This window comes from Streptomyces graminilatus (assembly GCF_001418565.1).
GTDB lineage: Bacteria > Actinomycetota > Actinomycetes > Streptomycetales > Streptomycetaceae > Streptomyces > Streptomyces graminilatus.
The window spans coordinates 1-4,257 of the sequence record NZ_LIQQ01000751.1 but is presented as its reverse complement, the minus strand read 5'-3'; the positions used below and the strand labels follow the sequence as shown (position 1 = coordinate 4,257).

The window sequence follows — 4,257 nt, the reverse complement described above, 5'->3', positions numbered from 1 at the left end:
GCCACGTCGTCGGCGGTGGCCGGGGTGCCGTGGCCACCGCCGACGACGTGGCGGCTGTCGCCGTTGGTGGGGAGGAACCAGTGGAAGGTGAGGGACACCGAAGATCTCCGATCGGGAACGTCGCGTACGTCGCGTGGATCGCGTACGCCGCGTGGGCCGCGCAGGTCGTGCGGGCCGTGTGGTCAGACCGCCGCGGCGAGGTACGGAGAGCGGCCGAGTGCCGACGAGAACTGGTCGAGTATCTGGTTGAGGGCCTCGGCGGTGGCCGTCGCGACCGAGATGGAGCCGTCCTCGCGTGTGGTGATGTCCTTGTCGAGGGTGAACCAGCCCTGGACGATGTGGGCGGCGCCCATGGAGTTGAGGACCGGCCGCAGGGCGTAGTCGATGGCCAGGACGTGGGCGGTGGTGCCGCCGGTGGCGAGCGGCAGCACGGTCTTGCCGGTGAGTGCGTACTGCGGGAGCAGGTCGAGGAGCGCCTTGAGGACACCGGAGTAGGACGCCTTGTAGACCGGGGTGCCGATGACGACACCGTCGGCGCGTGCGAACAGTTCGGTGGCCTCGACGATCGCCGGGTGCCGGAAGTCGGCCCCGAGCAGGGCCTCGGCGGGGATGGTGCGTACGTCGAGCGGGATCACCTCGTGTCCCTGCGCGGCCAGCCGGGTGTCGAGGTGGCGCAGGAGTTTTCCGGTGCGGGAGGAGACGGAGGGGCTGCCGGAGACGGACAGGATGGTGGCCATGGGTCCTCTTTCGGGAGGCTTGCCGGAATTCCGGGGCCGCCCGTGCGTGGCGGGCGGCCCGGGCGTGCGGGCGGTCAGGAGTGCCGGCCGGCGGGCGAGGCCGTACGGTGCGAGCGGGACGTGTGTCGGCCGTGAACCGCCGCGAACTGGAGCTCGTTCCCAGGGAGTTGGGCTTCCGGCTATTCGGAAGCCGGGAAGCCGGGAAGCCGTTTCGAGGCACGCCGATCGCGTCCGGACCGAGGTCCGGCGAATGTCAGGCGGTTGCGGAAACGGAACGGGCGCGGCGGATCGGGACGGGGATCAGGCCGCGGAGCAACAGGAGGCACTGGAGACACGCGCGAGGTCGACATGGCGTCGCCGCGTGAGGTCCAGTCGCATCGTCATGTCCTTGATCGTGACAGTCACCGAAGACGGCAGTCAAGGAAAAGCCGACCGGTCTCGCATCCCGGACCACCTGATGCCGCCAAGCCGGCCGGGGAGCCGGGCGGAACACTCACCGTGCGGGGCCGGCAACGCAGAATCACCGGACACCGGACTGCGCATAAGGGAAAAATAAGCGCACAATAGCTGTACGCGGCGTTCACCGCAAACCGCACCAGAAGCGGTAGGGCCTGCACAGCCGAAGGAGACGAGTCATGGCCAACGTCTCGCACACCACAGGTGACATCCACAGTCACCCTGATGTATCCGAAATGCGGGCACGGTACGCCCGTATGCTCGGCGGTCGTGATGTGGCGCTCGTGGACGGACCGGTGTTCCTCGTCGGTCTGTACTGCGCGGCATCCCCCTGGATCCTCCACTACACGACAAGCCAGCCCCCGCTCGTGACCCACAACCTGATCATGGGCATCGCGATCGGTCTGCTGGCCCTCGGGTTCACCAACACGCCTGAACGCATGTACGGCCTCAGCGGGGCTCTGTGCGCGATGGGCATCTGGATGATCGTCTCGCCGTGGATCGTCGGCGACAGTCCTGACACGGGTGTCGTGCTGAACAACATCATCGTCGGCGCCCTGGCCCTGTTCCTGGGGCTGTTGAGTGCGGGCGCGACGGCGCGGAGCGCCCCCAGGGTATGAGTGAGTCGGAAGCGGCCCGGTCTGCCTCGGGGGCCGGGCCGCTTCGCTGTTCACGGAGTCCGGCGGACTGTCCCGAGCCGCAGCGGGCAGGAGAGAGGGGGTAGCCAATCCCGGCGAAGTGGGGCGGAAATGACCATCTCCAGCATCATCGGCGCCATCATCATCGGCGCCGTCATCGGCGTCCTGGGACGACTCGTCATACCAGGGCGCCAGCGCATCGGAATCCTCTGGACGATCGCCGTCGGCATCGTGGCCGCGCTCGTCGGATCGGCGATCGCCGCCGGGTTCGGCGTGTCCGACACCGACGGCGTCGACTGGATCGAGTCGCTCATCCAGATCGGACTCGCCGCTCTGGGCGTGGCCGCGCTGGACCGGGCGAAGACGCCCCGCAGCTCACGCGGCAGGCGGCGCTGACAACTCGTCCGGGGTGTTCGAAACCCCGTTGCGGACGCTGAGCACCCGGGACCAGGCCCTGGCTTCGGCCGACCCACCGCACCGTGCCCACGACCGGCACGGTGCGGCCGTCCTACAGCCAGGTACGGCGGCCTGTACGGCAGCCCGGTACAGCGGCCCCTCCCCGCTGTCCGGCCGGCACGCTCAGGACTTGGCCTCGTACTCGTACACGTACGGCGTCGTGGTGGTGAGCGGTTCGAAACCGAGGCGCTCCAGGATGGGCCTGCTCTGGTGGGAGGCGTCGACCTGGAGATAGCGGTAACCGCGCTCTACGGCGGCGCGGGCGCGGTGGGCGACCAGGGCGCGGTAGATGCCCCGGCCGCGCCAGGCCTCGACGGTGCCGCCGCCCCACAGCCCGGCGAACCGGGTGCCGGGCACGAGTTCCATACGGGCCGCGCTCACCGGTTCCTCGCCGGCCAGCGCCACGACCGCGGCGACCGAGTCCGGGTCGTCGGTGAGCCGGGCCAGCAGTTGGTGCCGCAGCCGGGAACTGTCGGTACCGAAGGCCTTCTCGTGCACGTCCGCCACGAGGTCGACGCCGGCCCGGTCGGTCACCGGAACGAGACGGATGCCCTCGGGCGGTTCGGTGTCGAAGCTCAGCCGGGAGACCTCACCGATCATCAGCGTCTCCTCCGGTTCGGCCGTGAACCCCGCCGCCCGCAGCCGCCGGCCCAGGTCGACGGGGAGGTCGTGGCCGTAGAGCTTCCATTCGAACGTCCGCCCGAGATCGCCGTAGTGGCGGATCTGCTCGGCGATCGAGCTGTCGGCCCGGTCGGCGTCCAGGTCGGACCAGACGACCCCGTTCCACCCCTGGGCGTCGGCGACCTGGCGCACCACTCCGCCCACCCGTTCGATCCGGGCGCCTGGCCCGTCGGGTTGCGCGCCTTCACGCATGTCCCGGTCGTAAAGGGCGAGCACCGCTGCATGATCCATGCCGTAACAACAGCATCCCGGTGCGGCGAACGCAACGGTATTGACGCCGGCACTGTGCCGGCCGTCCAACGGAGGTTCGCCGCTAACCCAGTTCGAGCGTGGTCACCCCGAAGACCCGCCCGCGCGCGAACTCCCGTACGGGGCCCGTGTACATGCGTGCCGTCTCGAAGGACGGCGCGAAGCCGGCCTCCTCGACCATCGCCACGGCGGCCTCGTTCGGCTCGGGGACGTCGATGGCGACCTCCGTCCCGGCCACGTCGGTGGTCAGGGCTGCGAACAGTGCGCGGGCGTCGGCGGCGGTGTCGGCGAACAGCGGGCCGATGCGGTGCGCGTCCCGGCCGGGGCGGACGACTCCGTAGCCGGTGAGGCCAGGATTCGCGGGGCCGGCACCGGTGGCGCTCTCGCACACGAAGGCCCGATGACCGGGTGCCGTCAGCCAGTACTCCAGGAAGCGGGGCCGGTCGGCGGGGGTGCAGAGGGCGTCGTACGCGGTGATCGCCGCAAGGTCCTCCCGCCGTACGGGACGCACCCGCGCCGGGAGGCCGGCGGCGGGGGCGGTTCCGGTGAACCGCAGGTTGCGGTGGGCGGGTTCGAAGCCCGAGCGGCGGTAGTTGTCCTGCTGGGCGACCACTCCGTCGAGGCCGACGGTACGGGTGCCGGCGTGGGCCAGCGCGGTCTTCCAGGTGGTGATTCCGTAGCCGTGTCCGCGCAGGTCGGGACGGACGAGATAAAAACCCAGAAAGGCGTACGCGTCACCGTAGTTGACGACCGAGATCGCCGAGACCGGCTGCCCGTCGACCCTGCCGATGAAGAAGCCCTCGGGATCCTGGGCGAAGAACCCGGTGGTGTCCGACAGCCCCGGGTTCCAGCCCTCGTCGGCCGCCCATCCGGTGACCACCGGCCAGTCAGCGGGCGTGGCCCGGGTGACGACGAGCTCGTCGGTGGAGGAGGTCATGGATGTGCTCCGTTCCGTTCGGTGGGGGGACGCGGTCTCATCCGACCATGAATCCGGGCGGAGCCGCGACGGTCCCGGATCCTCCTCGCCCCCGCCGCCCCTA

General features: G+C 70.2%; 6 protein-coding genes. 2 read left to right on the top strand and 4 right to left on the bottom strand.

Going from position 1 to position 4,257, the window contains the following annotated elements; translation table 11 throughout:
• Nucleotides 1–182: 182 nt before the first annotated feature.
• On the bottom strand, nucleotides 183–737 hold the full coding sequence (ssuE, locus tag AOK08_RS41100; RefSeq protein WP_055535593.1) for an NADPH-dependent FMN reductase: 555 nt from the start codon (nucleotides 735–737) through the stop codon (nucleotides 183–185).
• A gap of 300 nt (nucleotides 738–1,037) precedes the next feature.
• Nucleotides 1,038–1,115, bottom strand: a complete 78-nt coding sequence (locus AOK08_RS49060; protein ID WP_353962189.1) for a putative leader peptide — start codon at nucleotides 1,113–1,115, stop codon at nucleotides 1,038–1,040.
• A 257-nt stretch (nucleotides 1,116–1,372) separates the two neighbouring features.
• On the opposite strand from AOK08_RS49060, the gene AOK08_RS41095 reads away from it, so the two are divergent.
• Nucleotides 1,373–1,813: an SPW repeat protein gene (locus AOK08_RS41095; protein WP_055535592.1), complete on the top strand. Its 441-nt coding sequence runs from the start codon at nucleotides 1,373–1,375 to the stop codon at nucleotides 1,811–1,813.
• 129 nt (nucleotides 1,814–1,942) lie between these two features.
• A complete protein-coding gene (locus AOK08_RS41090) occupies nucleotides 1,943–2,227 on the top strand; it encodes a GlsB/YeaQ/YmgE family stress response membrane protein (RefSeq protein WP_055535590.1) in 285 nt (94 codons plus the stop codon).
• A 183-nt stretch (nucleotides 2,228–2,410) separates the two neighbouring features.
• Here AOK08_RS41090 and AOK08_RS41085 read toward each other — a convergent pair whose 3' ends face one another.
• Nucleotides 2,411–3,199: a GNAT family N-acetyltransferase gene (locus AOK08_RS41085; protein ID WP_055535588.1), complete on the bottom strand. Its 789-nt coding sequence runs from the start codon at nucleotides 3,197–3,199 to the stop codon at nucleotides 2,411–2,413.
• 82 nt (nucleotides 3,200–3,281) lie between these two features.
• Nucleotides 3,282–4,154, bottom strand: a complete 873-nt coding sequence (locus tag AOK08_RS41080; protein ID WP_055535586.1) for a GNAT family N-acetyltransferase — start codon at nucleotides 4,152–4,154, stop codon at nucleotides 3,282–3,284.
• Between the last annotated feature and the right edge of the window lie 103 nt (nucleotides 4,155–4,257).

Coding starts and splice junctions, on each gene's coding strand:
- ssuE (WP_055535593.1), bottom strand. CDS start 737: ATGGCCACCATCCTGTCCGTCTCCGGCAGCCCCTCCGTCTCCTCCCGC.
- AOK08_RS49060 (WP_353962189.1), bottom strand. CDS start 1,115: ATGCGACTGGACCTCACGCGGCGACGCCATGTCGACCTCGCGCGTGTC.
- AOK08_RS41095 (WP_055535592.1), top strand. CDS start 1,373: ATGGCCAACGTCTCGCACACCACAGGTGACATCCACAGTCACCCTGAT.
- AOK08_RS41090 (WP_055535590.1), top strand. CDS start 1,943: ATGACCATCTCCAGCATCATCGGCGCCATCATCATCGGCGCCGTCATC.
- AOK08_RS41085 (WP_055535588.1), bottom strand. CDS start 3,199: ATGGATCATGCAGCGGTGCTCGCCCTTTACGACCGGGACATGCGTGAA.
- AOK08_RS41080 (WP_055535586.1), bottom strand. CDS start 4,154: ATGACCTCCTCCACCGACGAGCTCGTCGTCACCCGGGCCACGCCCGCT.